Here is a 17,997-nt window from a genome sequence, read left to right as displayed (position 1 = left end):
CAGGGTGGACAAAGTTAGGACAGTAGTCCAAGCGGTGATCCTGTGGTTGTAATTAGATGGACAGTTATTCTATGTCCATTAGGCAGACGTGGCAGAAGACGATCATCTTTGCTGCCATGACTCCCAAGAAAATATCTGAAAATGGCCAAAACCATGAATTTGGAGCGGTTTGTCTTTCTCTCGGGTGGCTTGGAAACTATTTAAAAAACCAAAAAGGGGGGTTGGAATGATTTCATTCCAACCCCCCTTTTTGTCGACAAACGGAAGCGAAGAGACCTTTTCGCTTCCGTTCATTTTAAAGCTGTAAGTATCATTGAATAATGTCAGTCTGCCAGGCAAAGCTCTTATTATAAGACGACTTCAGCCGGATCTACTTGAATGGCTGACAGCTGGTACGTTTTCGTGCGCAAAGAATCAATGTCAATATTTTTGCCAGCTACCCCTGAATGGATGGCAGCCCGTGCTACGGCAGCTGCCACTTCTGGGGCCACCCGGGCATCAAACGCAGAAGGTATAATGTAATCTGCTGATAAGTCGTGATCTGATATGAGGGAGGCGATGGCATAAGCGGCTGCTACTTTCATCTCTTCATTAATATCTGAAGCGCGTGTATCAAGGGCTCCCCGGAAAATCCCAGGGAATGCCAGGACGTTATTCACCTGGTTTGGGAAATCTGAACGCCCAGTGCCGATGACAGCGACACCGGCTGCCTTAGCTTGGTCAGGAGTAATTTCTGGATCTGGGTTAGCCATAGCAAAAACAATCGGATCTTTTTTCATCGTATGAATCATTTCAGGTGTGAGCACTCCCGGAGCAGAAACACCGATAAAGACGTCGCTGTCTTGGAGCACTTCTTCTAATGTACCTCTTGCCCCGCTGCCGTTCGTAAAGGAAGCGACTTCTTCCTTTACCGGATTCATTCCGTGCTGGCGCCCTTTATAAACAGCGCCTTTCGTATCGCACATAATAAGTTCCTTTACCCCAAAATTAGCCAGCAGTTTAGCGATGGCGATGCCGGCGGCTCCCGCTCCATTAATCACTACTTTAATTTCAGTGAAAGATTTGTTCACAAATTTCAAGGCGTTAATTAATCCAGCTAGCGTCACAATGGCTGTGCCATGCTGATCATCGTGAAAGACCGGAATATCCAGCTCCTCTTTTAAACGTTTTTCAATTAAGAAGCAATTAGGCGCTTTAATATCCTCGAGATTTACGCCCCCAAACGACGAAGTGAGCAATTTTACTGTCTTGATAACTTCTTCAGGGTCTTTTGTATCTAAACAAAGCGGAAAAGCGTCCACACCGGCAAAGTTTTTAAGCAAAATCGCTTTTCCCTCCATAACCGGCAAAGAAGCATCTGCTCCAATATCGCCAAGACCGAGGACGGATGTGCCGTCAGAAATGACTGCTACGGTGTTAGCCTTCATCGTATAATCATAAAGCTTTGCGCTATTTTCTTGAATCGCAAGGCATGGCTCGGCAACTCCTGGAGAATAGACGAGACTCAGGTCTCTAAGGCTTTTAACGCTCAATTTAGCCTTTGTTTCCAGCTTCCCTTGATGACTGCGATGGATTTCCAATGCTTCTTCTTTTAAATTTTTCATAATCTCCTCTTCTCCTTATTTAATAAACAATCATGACGCTGCGTTCGCTCCAAGAAGTAATGTTTTTAATTCTATAACATCCTAAAGAGATAATCAACAGAAAAGTCAGAAAATTCAATTGACAGTAAGTAAAAAATTTTTAGGAAACAATTGACTTTCTATGCATACAGTATATAATACTTATAAATCCGATTAAATATATAAGATTAATTAAAAAGATGGTGATTGCATGTTTTTACACATAGACCATATTAATAAACAGTTTACGAACAGCAATGTTGTAAACGATGTGCTTGTTGATGTGAACGCAGTGATTAATGAAGGAGAATTTGTTTCTATACTTGGTCCTTCAGGGTGTGGAAAATCTACTCTTTTGTCCATGGTGGCCGGGCTAAGCGAAGCATCGTCAGGGCAAATCAAGCTTGAAGGAAAAACGATCAAAAAGCCGGGGAAAGACAGGGGCATGGTGTTTCAGCAGGCTGCTTTATTTCCTTGGCTGAATGTAGAAGAGAATGTAATGTTTCCGTTGAAAAAAGAAATGAGCAAAAAAGAAGCAAAAGAAAGAGCGCGAAAGTTTTTGCAAATGGTGCAGCTGTCTCACTACGGAGGCCACTATCCTCACGAGCTGTCAGGAGGAATGCAGCAGCGGGTAGCGATCGCCCGGGCGCTGGCAATGAATCCGAAAGTGCTGCTCATGGATGAGCCATTTGGTGCGCTTGATGAACAGACAAGGGCGCGCATGCATACGGAGCTTGAGAAAATTTGGGTGGAGACACAAAAAACAATTTTATTCGTTACGCACAGTATTTCAGAATCCATCAAGCTGTCTGACCGGATCATTGTTATGGGCACGCAGCCGGGAACCATCATTGCCGATATTCCAGTCAATCTCCAAAGACCGCGGCAATTCGATCAGAAGGAAGTTATTCAGCTTGAAAAGAAAATCAGTTTGCTGTTGAAAAATGAAATAGACAAAGTAGTGAAAGAGGAACTAGCTTATGCAGCGAATCATTAAACAACTTATCTTCTTCGCCGTCTTATTAATTGCCTGGGAAGGAATTGTGCGGGCCGGCGGCTGGACGCCGGATGTCATGCCAAAGCCGACAGATGTTTGGCAGGCACTTGTTCGCGGGTTTGCCGATAGAACATTAATTTTTGATTTAGCAGCCAGCTTCCAGCGCTTGTTTATCGGCTTGCTGATTTCTTTGGCGCTCGGCGTGGGTCTGGGCATTTTGCTGGCGAAATCAAAAACAGCTGATGAAACGCTGGGCTCGCTTATATTGGCGCTTCAAAGCGTACCAAGCATTGTCTGGCTGCCGCTTGCTATTATGTGGTTTGGCCTAAATGAAAAATCGGTTATTTTTATTGTTGTTCTCGGAGGCACGCTTGTTATGACTATTAATATGCGGATGGGCATTAAAAGTGTGGCTCCTCTTTATATTCGGGCAGCGCAAACAATGGGCTCGCGGGGAATCGATTTATTTGTCAGGGTTATTTTTCCGGCGGCTATTCCTTATGCTGTGACAGGTGTGCGGCTGGCTTGGGCATTTGCCTGGCGCGCGCTGATGGCTGCTGAGATTTTAAGTACAGGACCGGGACTCGGCTATACATTGAAGTATGCCTCTGATTTTGGAGATATGAGCCTGGTGATCGCTGTCATGATTTTAATTGGCATCATCGGCAGCATCGTCGATTATGCATTTTTCCAAAGAGTAGAGAAGAATGTGATGCGCCGCTGGGGATTGGAAACGAATTAATACTTTAGGCGAGTGAGGGAGAAATGATGAAAAAGAAGCTTGGCTACTTTAGCTTGATGATGCTGTTGTTAGCTGGTGTGTTATCCGGCTGCAATGCTGCAGAAGAAGGAAAAAGCGGAGAAAAAAAGAAAGTTGTGATCGGTTATTTTCCAAACCTTGACCATGTACCGGCTATGATTGCCAGGGAAAAGGGCTATTACGAGGAAGCGCTCGGCAAGGAAGTCAATGTGGAATATAAATCATTCCCGGATGGCGGGGCTTTTATGGTGGCGCTGAAAACAGGCGATGTTCAAGCAGGGCTCGTGGGACCTGGTCCAGTGATGAATAACTTTACGAACGGAGCCGATGTTAAAATTGTTGCTGGCAGCTCTTCGGGGGGCACTACCATTGTTGCCCGCAAAGGAAGCGGCATTCATTCAGTCAAAGACTTTGCCGGCAAAACATTTATTACGCCGGGAGTCGGCTGCACGCACGACGTTCAAATGGAAACATTTATCAAGGACTTCGGCATTGAATCGAACCGCATCGGCGGCACGCTGAAGCATACAACTGGCAAGCCGGCCCAATATGCAGGATTGTTTGAATCTGGAAGAGTTGATATAGCGGCTGTTCCTGAACCTTGGGGGACGCTGCTCGTGAAAGAAGCAGGGGCTAAAGTTATCGTGGACAGCAATGAAATTTCCTTCGGCAAAACGTTGCCTAATTCCGTGCTGGCCACAAGCGGCAAACTAATAAAGGAAGACCCGGAACTTGTACAAGGAATTGTAGATGCCCACCAGAAAGCGATCAAGTTTATTAATGAACATCCGGAAGAGGCGAAAAAGCTGACAATAGCAGCAATTAAAAGGGATACGAAGCAGGATTTAGCGAAGGACGTAGTGGACAATGCTTGGAAAAGAATCACGTATACAGCTGATGTTAACGAGAAAGTAGTCCAGGAATTTGCCAATTCTTCTTACGATTTAAAGTTTTTAAAGGAGCAGCCTGATTTCTCAGCGCTGATTGATCAACAGTTTGCTCAAAAATAAATAATTAGAAAAACCCTTGCCATTTCGATCATTTTACTGTACATTTAAAAAAATCAAAATTTTATAAGTTCTTATCAAGAGAAGCGGAGGGACTGGCCCGAAGATGCTTCAGCAACCGGCTATATAAAGTCAAGGTGCTAATTCCAGCGGGAGTGATCCCGGAAGATGAGAGGAAGATCATGAAAAGCCTTCTTCTTTAAGAAGGCTTTTTATTTTTTTATATAAAGGAGAGAGGGAAATGTCGCATACACACATCGAAACATTGCTGGCGCAAATTGGAAATAGAAGTGAATCCGTAACAGGAACGGTGAACGTCCCTGTTTACTTTTCTACCGCTTATCGTCATGAAGGCATCGGCCGTTCTACCGGTTATGATTATATTCGTACAGGAAACCCGACGCGCCAAACTCTGGAAAAAGCCATTGCTGATTTGGAAGGCGGGGATGCGGGTTTTGCTTTTTCCTCTGGGATGGCTGCCATTCAAACACTTTTGGCGCTCTCAGAACCCGGAGAGGAGTGGATTGTTTCCGCTGATTTATATGGCGGCACGTATCGCCTATTTGAAAGAGGCTGGAGAAAGTTCGGATTGTCGTTCCTTTACGACAGCTTTCAAGATATAAACGAAACAAAAAAGAAAATCACAGATAAAACGAAGGTTCTCTTCTTAGAAACGCCGACGAATCCGCTCATGCAGGAGGCGGATCTCGAGGCTGCGGCTAACTTAGCCAAAGAACATGATTTGCTGTTGATTGTCGATAACACGTTCTATACTCCTTTTTTGCAGCGCCCGCTCACTCAGGGAGCCGATATTGTCATTCATAGCGCAACCAAATATTTGGGAGGGCATAATGACGTCCTGGCTGGCTTGATTGCTGTGAAAGGAGAGAGGCTGGCGCTTGCTGTAGCGGAAATGCAAAATGCGGCTGGCGCGGTATTGGCGCCTCTCGATTCCTGGCTGCTTATGCGGGGCATGAAAACGCTAAGTTTGCGCATGAGACAGCATGAAGAAAATGCGAAGCAAATTTCAGAGTTTCTGCGATGTTGTCCTGAAGTAACCGATGTTTTATATCCAGGGCGAGGAGGAATGCTGTCGTTTCGGCTGGCGTCGGAAACATGGGTCAATAGCTTCTTGGCGAATTTGCGCCTTATTTCGTTCGCTGAAAGCCTTGGAGGAGTGGAGAGCTTTATTACCTATCCGGCAACACAGACCCATATGGATGTGCCTGAAGAGGTTCGTGTTCAAAACGGCGTGTGCAATCGGCTGCTCCGCTTTTCGGTTGGAATTGAGCATCCGGCAGATTTAATAGCAGATTTAACGCAAGCTTTTAAGAAAATGAAGGGGTGAGAATGATGAGCAGTGAATATTCTTTTCAAACCAAATTGTTGCACAACCGCCATAAATTCGATGAGGCAACCGGGGCAGTCAGCGTGCCGATTCAACATGCTTCAACGTTTCATCAGAAAGACTTTGATCAATTTGGCAGCTATGATTACAGCCGTTCCGGAAATCCGACGAGGGAAGCGCTGGAGACAGCTATTGCTGAATTGGAGGGCGGCGTGCGCGGGTTCGCTTTTTCATCAGGGATGGCAGCTATTTCGACCGCCTTTCTTTTGCTTTCTAAGGGAGATCATATCCTGATAACGGAAGATGTCTATGGCGGCACCTATCGTATGGTGACAAGTGTTTTGAACCGCTTCGGCATAGATTATACATTTGTTGATATGACTAATCTCCATGAAGTTGCTTTAAATATAAAAGAGAACACGAAGCTGATTTATATGGAGACACCTTCTAACCCGCTGCTGAAGGTGATTGATATAAGGGGAATTGTTAAGCTGGCTAGAGCAAACGGCTGTTTAACATTTGTAGATAATACATTTTTGACCCCTGCCTTGCAGCGTCCGCTTGAGCTGGGGGTTGATCTTGTTCTCCATAGCGCTACGAAGTTTTTATCGGGCCATAGCGATGTTCTTGCCGGTCTGGCTGTGACGAAGGACAAGGAGCTTGGAGAGCGCCTGTACGCTTTGCAGAATTCATTCGGAGCTGTGCTTGGTGTCCAAGATGCTTGGCTTGTGCTGCGCGGGCTAAAAACTCTCCATGTCCGCCTGGAGCAGTCCTCGAAATCGGCTCAAGCGCTAGCTGAGTTTTTGCAGAAGCATGAGCTAGTAGAAAAAGTATATTATCCTGGGTTATCTGATCATGAGGGTCACGTCGTTCATTCTTATCAGGCCACGGGTCCGGGAGCTGTGCTTTCTTTTGAATTAAACAGTGAAGAAGCCGTGCAGAGATTTGTGAATCAAGTGGAAATTCCGGTGTTTGCTGTCAGTTTAGGCGCAGTAGAGTCGATTTTGTCCTATCCGGCAAAAATGTCTCATGCAGCAATGCCGCGGGAAGAAAGATATAAAAGAGGAATTACGGACGGCTTGTTGAGATTATCTGTCGGATTAGAAGCCGCTGAAGATTTAATAGCTGATTTTGAACAAGCTTTGCAAGCGGTGCAACCGCGAATCTCTTTGTAAAAGAAAATCGGAAAGCACCCCTGTAATAGGGACATACAAAGCAAGGCTGCTGTTCAAACAAAATTAAAAGGAGTTCGGAATAATTTTATTCCGAACTCCTTTTGTTAATCATTAAGCACGGCTGCGATTCATGCTTTTCATGATAAAGCTAACAATAAATACGAGGATGATTGAACCAATTAACGCAGGCACAATCGCGATACCGCCGAGGTCAGGACCCCAGTCTCCGAAAAGTGCGCCGCCTACCCAAGCACCAATAATACCAGCAATGATGTTACCGATAATACCGCCTGGAATGTCCTTTCCTAAAATAAGTCCGGCTAACCAACCGATAATTCCTCCAACAATTAAAAACATTATAAAGCCCATTGTTTGTTTCCTCCTTGCTTTTTTAGTATTCCGTGCTTGCTTTATTTATTCCCGGATTCATTCATATAAAACATAAAAAGTCAATTTAAAAATGAAAAAAATCTTCTTTTTTTGGTTTATTGTTTCATAAATGGGGAAGAAAGGCGATTTTATTTTCGGTAATCATACAAAGGAGGAGAAGATTGTTTTTGCAGAAAAGTAGAATGCGACTGCAGTTCTTCTGCTAATTCGAAAATGGCTAACACTTCATACAAAAAAGAGATCTCGATGGAAAACAGTCGGTTCATTTCGCCGGATTCTGAGCCTGCTTCAGCTTTTGCGTACCAAAATTCCTCCATAATCGGCTGCATAGATTGATGGAGCGGCTGCTTCAACTCCTTATTTGGATTGTCAATAAAGGCGGCTAAGGAAAGAATCGATTGCCAAATCCGGTCTTTCTGGCCGCTGTTCCAAAAGAGCGGTTCAGGCTCAAGGATCATTAAGTTGCCAATATGAAAATGAATTTGCCGCAAGGTCTCCAGCTTTTTAATATAAAAGTGGACTTTGCGCCTATCTTCTACTGTAAAACGATGATAACGCCATTCTTCCCGCTGAAAACGGCAAAGTGTTTCTGTTTTTGTAAATAAGTGCTGATCTGATTGATAAGCCAACTTAAAGCCTGCAGCACTTTTTTCTTTTAAAAGCGCCCCCGCCGAATCTGTGAAAAGCCGGGCGGTTTTCTCATGGAGCGTTCCGACTCTTTTGGCGATCTCCTGTGAATAATCCGGCGGCATAATGAATAAATTCACAAGGGTGGAAACAATGAGGCCAATGCTTGTTGTTCCAAGCCGCGTAAAGAATGCCTGCGCAAAATGAGCCTCGGTTACTTCAATCATCGCTATCGCAGAAAGTGTAGCAACGAGCAAGCCATCATCAAGCTTCAGCTTTGAGCACGTAAAAATTGTCAGCATGGCTGCCAGAGTAAAAGTCAAGGGACTGTGCCCGAACAAATAGGTAAACAGCATGGCATAACCAGCACCAATAATAGAAGCGGGAAAACGGACCAGCCCTTTTTGAATGGACGCGGCAGCTGTTGGCTCGATTGTTACGATCGCCGTAATTACCGCAAAAACAGGCGGCCAGCCGAGTGTCTGGCACACGAGAGCGGTGATGAAAACAGCCGTCCCTGTTTTAATAATCCGGCTGCCGGGAAGTCGAAAAATATGCATAAAAATCACCTAAGACTATTCGTTTTATTGTACACCCGAGTATACCATATCAGAGCAAGGAGGTTGGAGGGAAAAAAGACTGGTTATATATGCGGAAAAGGGGTGTGATAAAAAAAGCTGCCCGTCAACGGACAGCTTTTTTTAGATTAACATGCCGGCGATAGCTGCACTTAGCAGTGAAGCAAGCGCACCGGCCACGACAGATTTTACGCCGAGACGGGCGATATCAGAACGCCGGGCAGGCGCAAGGTTTCCTAGGCCGCCGAGAAGAATAGCGAGCGAAGAAATATTGGCAAAGCCGCATAAAGCGAAGCTGAGTACAGCGACTGTTTTGTCAGACAAATTCGCAATTTCCGGAGCGAAGTTGGAATAAGCGACAAACTCATTGACCACAATTTTCTGGCCGATATAATTTCCCGCTTGGATCGCTTCTTCCCATGGAACGCCAATGGCAAAAGCCAATGGCGAGAATAAATAGCCCAGAATTAACTCAAGCGATAGCTGATTTGCTCCAAACAAGCTGCCGATCCATCCGAGAATGCCGTTTAGCATCGCTACGATGGCGATGAATGCAAGCAGCATGGCGCCGATATTTAAAGCGAGCTGCAGCCCAACGCTGGCGCCGCGGGCAGCGGCATCGATAACGTTCACAGAATCTGAATCAGCCTCCATTTTGAATTCAGCCGGCTCTGGTTCTGCACTTGTCTCTGGAATGAATAATTTAGCCATGACAAGCCCCGCGGGTGCCGCCATAAAGCTGGCTGCCAGCAAATATTCGAGCGGCACGCCAAGAAGCGAGTAGCCGACAAGCACGGACCCGGCTACAGAGGCAAGCCCGCCGGTCATTACGGCAAACAATTCAGATTCGGTCAGCTTATTAATGTAAGGGCGGATGACAAGCGGCGCTTCTGTCTGGCCGACGAAAATATTTGCTGCTGCGGACATGGATTCAGCTTTCCGGGTGCCAAGTATTTTAGAAAGGGCCCCGCCGATGATTTTAATGAAAAACTGCATGATATTTAAATAATACAGTACCGATATTAAAGCGGAAAAGAAGATGACGACAGGCAATACATTTAAAGCAAACACAAAAGTAATGTTCGATTCTTTCGTATACAGCCCGCCAAACAAAAAGTCAATTCCAGCTTTTGAATAGTCAATAATGGCGTTCACAAGCAGGGTAAAGTTCTGCATTTGCTCTTTTCCCCAGTCCCATTTGAGCACGATAAATGCAAACAGCAGCTGAATGGCTAAACCGCCGAGAATAGTCCGCCAATTTATTTTTTTTCTGTCGCTCGAAAAGATAAAACCAATTCCGAGAACAACAAGAATACCAAAAAATCCCCAAAGATAATTCATTCTTTTCACCTCTTCGTCTTTTCTTGCTGGCGTCACAAGTGTATAGTTTATAATGAAATCATTCGATTAACAACAGTCGGTTCGACTCATTCAATTGAGTATACCTATGTAAGCTATAGTCTTAAATAAGGGTGGTTAAACGTGAAAATTAGAAAAAGTTATGCAAACGGTGAAGAAACAAAGGTTTTCATCTATGAAAATAAAAAGGAGGAAACATTTGTTGTGGCTGTTCCTTCTATTGAATGGTCTAATTCCTTCACTTATGAAGAAACAGGAGAGCAGCTGCTCAAACGTCTGACGGTTTCACTGAACGGCACAGCTCTTGATGAACAGGCTGCTGCTGAAATGGCACAGCGCATCTATCAATGGACGTGCGAAATGTAATGGACGCAGAGTGCTTTTTCCGTTATATTAATTTCTTGTAGCAATGAAAACATCGTAGAACGGATTTTATTTTCGAAAGGATTGGCTGCCGTATGGCTTCATTAAAAGAAGAAGTTCTCTCAAGAAGAACATTTGCAATTATTTCCCACCCGGATGCCGGAAAAACGACATTAACAGAGAAGCTTCTCTTATTTGGAGGAGCGATCCGTGATGCCGGGACAGTAAAAGGGAAAAAAACCGGAAAGTTCGCTACATCTGACTGGATGGAAATTGAAAAGCAACGTGGCATTTCCGTCACATCCTCTGTCATGCAGTTTCATTATCAGGATTGCCATGTCAATATTCTTGATACTCCCGGGCACGAAGACTTCAGTGAAGATACGTACCGGACTTTGATGGCTGTAGATAGTGCTGTTATGGTTGTTGATGCGGCAAAAGGGATTGAAGCGCAAACGAAGAAATTATTTAAAGTGTGTAAGATGAGAGGTATTCCGATTTTTACCTTCATTAATAAATTGGACCGTCAAGCAAAGCCGCCGCTTGAGCTGCTGGCAGAGCTTGAAGAGGTGCTGGGGATTGAATCCTACCCTATGAATTGGCCGATTGGGATGGGAAAAGAGTTTTTCGGCATCTATGACCGCTTTAATGCGCGAATTGAACAGTTCCGCACAGAAAATGCGGAAGATCGTTTTCTGCCGCTGGATGAAGAAGGCGGTTTAGCGGTGGAGCACGACATCAAAAAGTCGTCTTTATATGATCAGATGCTGGAAGAAATTATGCTTCTAGAGGAAGCTGGCAATGAATTCTCAAAAGAGAGAATTGCAGCCGGGGAGCTGACGCCTGTCTTCTTCGGCAGTGCGCTGACTAATTTCGGTGTCCAAACATTTTTGGAAACCTATTTGCAATTTGCTCCGCCTCCGCAGCCGCGCCAATCAGACAACGGGGAGGTTGACCCGACGAGCGAACAGTTTTCGGGATTTATTTTTAAAATCCAGGCAAATATGAATCCTGCCCACCGCGACCGGATTGCCTTTTTCCGTATTTGTTCCGGAAAGTTTGAAAGAGGCATGAGTGTTACGCTCACCAGAACAGGAAAAACTTCAAAGGTGTCACAGTCGACACAGTTCCTGGCAGATGACCGCAGCACGGTGAATGAAGCAGTCAGTGGCGACATTATCGGCTTGTACGATACAGGCAATTATCAAATTGGTGATACACTCGTCGGCGGAAAGCCTTTATTCCAATATGAAAAGCTGCCGCAATTTGCTCCGGAGCTATTCGTTAAAGTGAGCGCTAAAAATGTCATGAAGCAAAAGAGCTTCCATAAAGGCATTGAACAGCTGGTTCAGGAAGGGGCGATTCAGCTGTACAAAACGCTTCACACGGAAAGCTACATCCTTGGCGCCGTCGGCCAGCTGCAGTTTGAAGTATTTGAACACCGGATGAAGGGCGAATATAACTCAGAAGTCATTATGGAGCCAATGGGCTCGAAAATTGCCCGCTGGGTTGAGAATGAAGAGGACGTGAAAGAAAACCTGTCCAATTCACGAAGCCTGCTCGTAAAAGACCGGCATGGGAAGCTCGTCTTCTTGTTTGAAAATGAGTTTGCGCTTCGCTGGTTCCAGGATAAAAATGAACGAATTAAACTTTATCATCCCTTAGATGAAACCCATGAATAGTCTAAAAAACCAGCTTGTCCCCGAGGCAAGCTGGTTTTTTAAAAAATTATTATTTTTAAAAAATGATTGACAGCATAAGCAATGTCGTTAATAATGAATAAAGTTACTTCAACGCGGAAAAGCGTTCAAGCAAAAAAGTTGGGAACAATATTTTGAGGTGGACATCATGTTTAAAATTGAACCAAAAGCAAAGCCTTCTTTGCTGTCAGCGTTTATATTAACGGGAATGATTTTAGCTTTGATCAGCTTTTCAATTATAAAGCTCGAATCTGTACCGCATATTCCTATTTTGCTGTCTATTTTTGTCCTGCTGACATTCGGCGCTTTCAAAAAAATTCCTTTTAAAACGATGGAAGAGGGAATGATGGCGGGAGCGAAAAGCGGAATGGGCGCTGTTTTCATTTTCTTTTTGATCGGTGTACTGATCAGCAGCTGGATGTTGTCAGGGACGATCCCGACGATGATTTACACAGCCTTCGGACTCGTTACTCCGAATTTTTTTTATAGCGTTGTTTTTCTTGTCGTTGCTATTGTCGGGCTTGGCATCGGCAGCTCCTTAACGACTGTAGCGACAATAGGAGTGGCGTTTATCGGGGTCAGTCAGGCCGTTGATGCGTCGGCAGCTATTACGGCTGGAGCTGTGGTGTCCGGTGCTTTCTTTGGCGACAAAATGTCTCCGCTCTCTGACACGACGAACCTGGCTGCATCTATTGTCGGCGTAGACTTATTTACACACATTCGCAATATGTGCTGGACGACGGTTCCGGCGTTTTTCATTACGCTCGTCTTGTTCGGCTTCATCTCGCCGGAAGTGGAACAAACGCAATTTCCGAAGATGGAAGCAATGAAAGCGACCTTGGAGAAGATGGACTTGATTCATTGGTATGCATGGCTGCCTCTTTTGCTGCTATTCTTGTTATCTATTAAAAAAGTGTCCCCTGTTGTCACGCTTTCTCTTAGTTCTGTTTTTGGCGTATTGCTTTCTTTTGCCCATTCTGGAAAAACGCTTGCTGAAGTATGGGGCATTTTATTCTCGGGATTCGTTTCTGAAACAGGCAATGCAGAGGTTGATGCTTTGTTGACAAGGGGCGGACTGGACAGCATGATGTTTACCATTTCGCTTGTTCTGCTTTCTTTAGGTCTGGGCGGTTTATTATTTTCCCTTGGAATTGTCCCCCGTTTATTTGAAGCGATTGAACACCATTTAAGGAAGGCAGGCAGTACCGTAGCAGCAGCTGCTTTTTCTGCCGTCGGCATTAACTTTATTATCGGTGAACAATATTTGTCGATTTTACTGACAGGCGAGGCCTTTCAGCGTCAATTTGAAAAAGTCGGCTTAGCAAGAAAGAATCTGGCAAGAACACTTGAAGATGCCGGTACAGTCATTAACCCTCTCGTTCCTTGGGGAGTATGCGGTGTGTTTATAACGAAAATGCTGGGAGTGGCAACGATCGATTATTTGCCGTTTGCTTTTTTCTGTTTACTGAGTCCGCTGCTGACGATTTTATACGGAATGACAGGATGGACATTAACAAAAAAAGAAGAAGCTTGATAAAGAAGAGCGCACTGTGCGTTCTTCTTTTTGGCGTTTTTTTAAAGCATGAGCTGTTCCTGTTTAAAAGTTGAACAGTCTATAATGGTAGACTATAGTTAAAGAGATCAATGATTAAAGAAGTGAACCAACAGATGAAAGGAGCTTTATTTTGAGAATCAGCAACTTTTCCATTAAGAGACCCGTCTTTACGACGGTTGTCATGTTTTTAGTTATTATTCTTGGCGTCGTCTCTTTATTAAAAATACCGTTAAAATTGATTCCAGATATTAACCCGCCAGTTGCTGTCGTCGTTACTTCTTATGAAGGAGCAAGCCCAGTAGAAATTACCGAAAAAGTAACAAAGCCTCTGGAAGAAAGCTTGTCAACCTTGCCTGGAATCAAAAACATTACGTCGACGACGAGGGAAGGTTCCAATTTAATTTTAATGGAATTTTCCTGGAGTACAAAGATTGATGACATTCAGCCGGATGTCCTTCAGCGGATTGACCGGACGCCTCTTCCGAAAGATACGGCCAAGCCGCAATTTATGAAATTCGATCCTTCTCAATTCCCGATCATTCAGCTATCTCTCCAATCGGTTGGAAAAGAAGAGAATCTGCAGGAATTGGCTGATCAATTGGAAAAGGATCTAATGACCGTTGAAGGGGTTGCCAGCGTCAACGTATCCGGCACATTAGACGAGGAAATTGTGATTCAGCTGGATGAGAAAAAAATGAAGCAGTACAATTTAGCCCAATCGGATGTGGTTCAGCTCATTCAGGCGAATAACGTATCGCTTCCCGGCAGTCCTGTTGAATCCGACGGCATGTCGCTCACAACAAGAATTGTCAGTCAGCTGACTGATATAAAAGAAGTTAAAGACTTGGTGCTCACAGTTAACCCTCTGAATGGAGAGGAAATTACAATTGGCGATGTCGCGAATGTAGAAACCAAGCGAAAGGAAACGGGCAGTTTCACAAGAGCAAATGAACAGCCCGCTGTTCTCTTAAGTGTTCTGCAGCAGGCAGATGCCAATACGGCGGAAGTGTCTAAGCAGTTTCAGAAAAAGCTTGATAAGTTGTTAAAGGAAAAGCGCTATGAAAGCATCCAGGCAGATATTTTATTTGACCAGGGAGATTATGTCCGTCTGGCCATTGGAAATATTGGCAGTTCTCTCCTGATAGGCGGAGTGCTGGCTATGCTGGTGCTGTTCGCTTTTTTAAGGAATGTCAGAAGCCCGCTCATTATCGGGGTAGCTATTCCTTACTCGGTAATTGTGACTTTTGTGCTCATGTATTTTGCTGATTTTGATTTAAATATTATGACCCTGGGAGCGCTTGCGTTAGGGATTGGTATGCTGGTGGACAATGCGATCGTGGTGATCGAGAATATTTACCGCCATCTGTCAATGGGAAAAGATTCCCGGCAGGCAGCCCGTGACGGCGCCAAGGAAGTAGGGGCAGCCATTACGGCTTCCACTTTAACAACGGTAGCGGTTTTTCTGCCCGTCGTTTTTATCTCGGGGATTCTTGGACAAATATTCAAGGAATTCGCTTTAACGATTTCTTTTAGCCTCGCTGCCTCTTTGGTGGTGGCCTTAACAGTCATTCCGATGATGGCCAGCAGGTGGCTCCGGCTTCCTGACTCGCAGAGACACGCCAAAAAGGAATCCGCAATTGCCCGACGCTATGAGTCCGCGATTCGCTGGTCGCTGCGTCATCGGCTGTTCGTTATTTTACTATCAGTTGTGCTTCTGATTGCCGGCGGATTAGGTTTGACGACTGTAGGCTCTCAATTCCTTCCTGCAACAGATGAAGGCTTCTTTAATATTGGAATGGAAGTAGAGCAAGGAACGTCCTTAAAGGAAACAGACAAAGTTGTAAAAGCGATCGAGAAAGAGCTTGGGAAGGAAAAAGATGTCGATGTGTACATTAGCTTAATTGGATCTACACAGGAAGATTCTTTTAGAGGAACCGGCTCATCCAATAAAGCGGAGCTGTATGTCAAGCTCAAGCCGCTTGAAAACAGAAACCGTTCTGTTTTCGCATTCGTTGATGATGTAAAGCCGGAAATCGAGAAGGCCGCCCGCCTTGCTAACCGCACAGCGGAAGTGACCTTTAATATGCAGTCAGCCTCCGGCTCCAGTCCGCAAACGCTAACTTTTAATGTACGCGATATGAATCCGGACCGGCTTGACCGCGCTGTCAAAGAGGTAGAAAAAGCAGTAGCTGACATTGACGGCATTACAGAAGTCTCCACAAATAGAGAAGAAACGGTCAAAGAAATACAAATAAAAGTGAAGCGGGAGGAGGCACTGGCCGCCGGACTTGCTCCAGCTCAAATTGCCTCGGCGGTCAATGACGCGACGAGAGGAGTGCCTGCTACACAAATTATTAATAAAGATTCCGCTGTTCAGACGGTGGTAGTCCGCTATGATGAACAAGTGACCAAGAATCTAGAGAAGCTGAAGAAATTACTCGTAAAAACGCCGTCCGGAAACTTTTATCCGCTTGAGCAGCTGGCTGAGATTCGAGTGAAACAAGGTCCTGTCGTTATCCAGCGGATTAACCAGCAGGAAGCGGTGCAATTCACAACCAAATACACGTCTGCAACAAATTTAGGGGCTGTTTCCAAGAAGGTAGACGAAAAGCTTGCTTCGCTTGATTTGCCAGAGGAAACAACCGTGACATTTGGCGGCGACCGCGAATTGCTGGAAAGCTCCATCGACGATATGATTTTGGCATTAATTCTGGCTATTGTGCTAATTTATATTGTCATGGCAGCTCAATATGAGTCATTTAAATACCCGTTTGTCATTATGTTCACTGTTCCATTAATGGTAGTTGGTGTCGCACTATCGCTTACGCTTACAAGGACGCCAATCAGCATACCGGCTGTTATCGGGGTCCTTATCCTTGCCGGCATTGTTGTCAATAACGCCATCGTGATCGTTGATTACATTATCCAAAGAAAAAGAAGCGGACTCAGCAGTTATGAGGCGATTATTGAATCGGTTAAAGACCGGGCCCGCCCGATCTTAATGACTGCTTTAACAACCATCCTGGGCCTTGTTCCGCTGGCTATCGGTCTTGGCGGGGGAACTGAAATTAATCAGCCGATGGGGATTACTGTTATTGGCGGGCTGTTATCAAGCACGCTGCTCACGTTATTTGTTATTCCGGTTGTCTACAGCTTTTTCGATAAGGATACGAGAAAATTAAATAAAAAACAGTAAGTGAACAGAAAATGGTTTACAAGTTGTACAGGAAGATTTATACTGGGTATACAAACAACAGAATCTTCAATGACTTAAGTCAAAGGGGAGTAGCGTTAGGTATTTTACCTAAAACAAAGTCGTCAATTCATGGACCACGTCCATCGGCTTTGTTGGCATGAGTGAAAGCATGTCCAGCAAGACCTTTGCCTATTTATAGGCAGAGGTCTTTTTTGTTGTTTAAATTTGATAAGTTTGGAGAAAAATACTAAAGGATTACAGGAGGAGACATTATTTATGGATGCAGCAATGTTATTGGAGTACGGCTGGGTACTGCTTGTACTAGTAGCCCTTGAGGGGATACTCGCCGCTGACAACGCGGTTGTCATGGCAGTAATGGTCAAGCATTTGCCGAAGGAAGAACAGAAGAAAGCATTGTTTTACGGATTGCTTGGGGCATTTATTTTCCGCTTTATTGCTTTGTTTTTAATTACATTTTTAGTGAAGGTATGGCAGGTTCAAGCTATCGGAGCCCTTTACTTGTTTTTCATTTCATTTAACCATTTGTATAAGACGTGGAAAAGCAGAGGGAAAACGGAAGAGGAAGAACTCAATGTTGAAGGATCGAAGGGTTCATCTTTTTGGGTAACTGTATTAAAAGTGGAAATTGCCGATATCGCTTTTGCGATTGATTCCATGCTTGCGGCTGTCGCCTTGGCTGTGACTCTTCAGCCGACCGGCTGGTTCCATATTGGGGGAATTGATGCCGGACAGTTTCTCGTGATGTTCCTTGGCGGGTTAATTGGTGTGATTATTATGCGTTTTGCCGCTACATGGTTTGTTAAATTGCTGCAAAACTATCCGTCTTTGGAAACAGCCGCATTTATGATTGTCGGCTGGGTTGGAGTAAAACTGGCTGTTTTTACTTTATCTCATCCGAAGGTTCACATTCTTGATGAGCATTTTCCTGAATCCACTCCGTGGAAATTAACTTTCTGGATCGTGCTTATTGGCATTGCACTCGGCGGATATTTGTTTGCCAAAAAGCAAGGTCCCGCTAACGCAACTGAATAATAATGAGAAAACGAAAACAGCGCGGCGAATAGCCGCGCTGTTCAATTTGTCGACAAAAGAGGTTCGGAATAAAAATTATTCCGGACTTCTTTCTGGTTTTTAAATAGTTTCCAAGCCATCCGATAGAAAGACCGATCTCTCCCAGTCGATTATTAAGAGCATTTTCTTGAGGTTCCTGGCAGCGAAAGTAAGTATCGCCTGTACTGATTGTGAAACCAGACAGGCGATACGGCTTCCTTAACTTTGTTCACTCTGTTGATTGGAATG

At 44.6% G+C, this 17,997-nt stretch carries 14 protein-coding genes and 2 riboswitches; of the genes, 10 read left to right on the top strand and 4 right to left on the bottom strand.

Annotation, left to right across the window (positions count from 1 at the left end; genetic code table 11):
- Positions 1-347 precede the first annotated feature (347 nt).
- Complete coding sequence (locus tag BBA02S_RS18205) at positions 348-1,604, bottom strand: NAD(P)-dependent malic enzyme (RefSeq protein ID WP_041099614.1); 1,257 nt, start codon at positions 1,602-1,604, stop codon at positions 348-350.
- Between the two features lie 229 nt (positions 1,605-1,833).
- Between BBA02S_RS18205 and BBA02S_RS18200 the strand changes: the two genes are divergently transcribed.
- The 5 genes from BBA02S_RS18200 to metC all read left to right on the top strand — a co-directional run bounded on the left by BBA02S_RS18200 (position 1,834) and on the right by metC (position 6,909).
- The gene (locus tag BBA02S_RS18200) at positions 1,834-2,619 is read left to right on the top strand and encodes an ABC transporter ATP-binding protein (protein ID WP_041099616.1); all 786 of its coding nucleotides are present in this window, start codon (positions 1,834-1,836) and stop codon (positions 2,617-2,619) included.
- The gene (locus tag BBA02S_RS18195; protein WP_041099618.1) at positions 2,603-3,361 is read left to right on the top strand and encodes an ABC transporter permease; all 759 of its coding nucleotides are present in this window, start codon (positions 2,603-2,605) and stop codon (positions 3,359-3,361) included. Before BBA02S_RS18200 ends, BBA02S_RS18195 begins: the two co-directional genes overlap by 17 nt.
- A gap of 26 nt (positions 3,362-3,387) precedes the next feature.
- Entirely contained in the window at positions 3,388-4,389 is a 1,002-nt protein-coding gene (locus BBA02S_RS18190; RefSeq protein ID WP_041099620.1) for an aliphatic sulfonate ABC transporter substrate-binding protein, read from the top strand.
- Positions 4,390-4,457: 68 nt separating this feature from the next.
- Positions 4,458-4,561, top strand: a riboswitch (SAM riboswitch).
- A gap of 66 nt (positions 4,562-4,627) precedes the next feature.
- Positions 4,628-5,734 carry a methionine biosynthesis PLP-dependent protein gene (locus BBA02S_RS18185; protein ID WP_041099622.1) on the top strand — a complete coding sequence of 369 codons (1,107 nt, stop codon included), beginning with the start codon at positions 4,628-4,630 and terminating at the stop codon, positions 5,732-5,734.
- A gap of 5 nt (positions 5,735-5,739) precedes the next feature.
- Complete coding sequence (gene metC / locus BBA02S_RS18180; RefSeq protein ID WP_041113070.1) at positions 5,740-6,909, top strand: cystathionine beta-lyase; 1,170 nt, start codon at positions 5,740-5,742, stop codon at positions 6,907-6,909.
- A 111-nt stretch (positions 6,910-7,020) separates the two neighbouring features.
- On the opposite strand, the gene BBA02S_RS18175 is transcribed toward metC, so the two are convergent.
- From BBA02S_RS18175 to BBA02S_RS18165, 3 genes are all read right to left on the bottom strand, one after another.
- Positions 7,021-7,278, bottom strand: coding sequence for a GlsB/YeaQ/YmgE family stress response membrane protein (locus tag BBA02S_RS18175; protein ID WP_041099624.1), 258 nt, complete (start codon positions 7,276-7,278; stop codon positions 7,021-7,023).
- 149 nt (positions 7,279-7,427) lie between these two features.
- Positions 7,428-8,486, bottom strand: coding sequence for an FUSC family protein (locus tag BBA02S_RS18170; protein ID WP_052475261.1), 1,059 nt, complete (start codon positions 8,484-8,486; stop codon positions 7,428-7,430).
- A 141-nt stretch (positions 8,487-8,627) separates the two neighbouring features.
- Complete coding sequence (locus BBA02S_RS18165; protein ID WP_041099628.1) at positions 8,628-9,845, bottom strand: NupC/NupG family nucleoside CNT transporter; 1,218 nt, start codon at positions 9,843-9,845, stop codon at positions 8,628-8,630.
- Positions 9,846-9,986: 141 nt separating this feature from the next.
- Between BBA02S_RS18165 and BBA02S_RS18160 the strand changes: the two genes are divergently transcribed.
- From BBA02S_RS18160 to BBA02S_RS18140, 5 genes are all read left to right on the top strand, one after another.
- The gene (locus BBA02S_RS18160) at positions 9,987-10,229 is read left to right on the top strand and encodes a YueH family protein (protein ID WP_041099630.1); all 243 of its coding nucleotides are present in this window, start codon (positions 9,987-9,989) and stop codon (positions 10,227-10,229) included.
- 92 nt (positions 10,230-10,321) lie between these two features.
- Positions 10,322-11,908: a peptide chain release factor 3 gene (locus BBA02S_RS18155; RefSeq protein WP_041113071.1), complete on the top strand. Its 1,587-nt coding sequence runs from the start codon at positions 10,322-10,324 to the stop codon at positions 11,906-11,908.
- A gap of 166 nt (positions 11,909-12,074) precedes the next feature.
- Positions 12,075-13,460, top strand: a complete 1,386-nt coding sequence (gene nhaC, locus BBA02S_RS18150) for a Na+/H+ antiporter NhaC (protein ID WP_052475262.1) — start codon at positions 12,075-12,077, stop codon at positions 13,458-13,460.
- A 151-nt stretch (positions 13,461-13,611) separates the two neighbouring features.
- Positions 13,612-16,677 carry an efflux RND transporter permease subunit gene (locus tag BBA02S_RS18145; RefSeq protein ID WP_041113072.1) on the top strand — a complete coding sequence of 1,022 codons (3,066 nt, stop codon included), beginning with the start codon at positions 13,612-13,614 and terminating at the stop codon, positions 16,675-16,677.
- 72 nt (positions 16,678-16,749) lie between these two features.
- Positions 16,750-16,912: riboswitch (yybP-ykoY riboswitch) on the top strand.
- A gap of 41 nt (positions 16,913-16,953) precedes the next feature.
- On the top strand, positions 16,954-17,730 hold the full coding sequence (locus tag BBA02S_RS18140) for a TerC family protein (protein ID WP_041099636.1): 777 nt from the start codon (positions 16,954-16,956) through the stop codon (positions 17,728-17,730).
- Positions 17,731-17,997: the final 267 nt, after the last annotated feature.

The organism is Bacillus badius NBRC 15713 (assembly GCF_001591605.1).
Taxonomy (GTDB): domain Bacteria; phylum Bacillota; class Bacilli; order Bacillales; family Domibacillaceae; genus Pseudobacillus; species Pseudobacillus badius.
Note: the sequence above shows the minus strand (reverse complement) of the source record. Positions and strands in the feature narration are given on the sequence as shown.